1 pseudogene is annotated in these 477 nt (G+C 78.0%); it reads right to left on the reverse strand.

Annotated elements, in window-relative coordinates:
- Nucleotides 1-477: pseudogene (locus ACWJ6R_RS37975) on the reverse strand (O-antigen ligase family protein); the annotation flags it as partial.

The raw sequence follows: 477 nt of genomic DNA on the forward strand, positions 1-477 counted from the left end.
CGCCAGCCACGCGCCCCGGCTCAGCGACAGGGCCAGCGGGGGCAGCAGCAGCGCGGCGCCCAGGAGGACCGTCGCCCGGCGCCGGCCGCGCAGGGCCAGACCGAGCCCGAGCAGGACGATCAGGCCGTGGCTGACGACCGTCGCCATGCCCATCACGTCCTGGGCGCCGAAGGTGCCGACCGCCCGGACGTTCTCGCCTGCGTACGAGGCGCCGGTGCCGGTGAGGGCCTGCAGGCAGCCGACCGCTCCCTGGACCAGGGCGGCGCAGACGACCGCCCCGCCGGTCAGGCGCAGGGCCGACCGGTCCCGCAGTGCCGCGGCGACGGCCAGCGGGACCAGTACGAACACCTGAAGGTACCGGGCCAGTCCCGGCAGGCTCGCCATGACGTCGTGCGACGTGACGGTGGCCGCGCAGGCGGCGGCCACCGGCGGGACGAGCACCAGGGCGCGCAGGGGCGAGCCGCCGCCCGCCGCCAG

It is taken from the genome of Planomonospora algeriensis, from assembly GCF_977012225.1.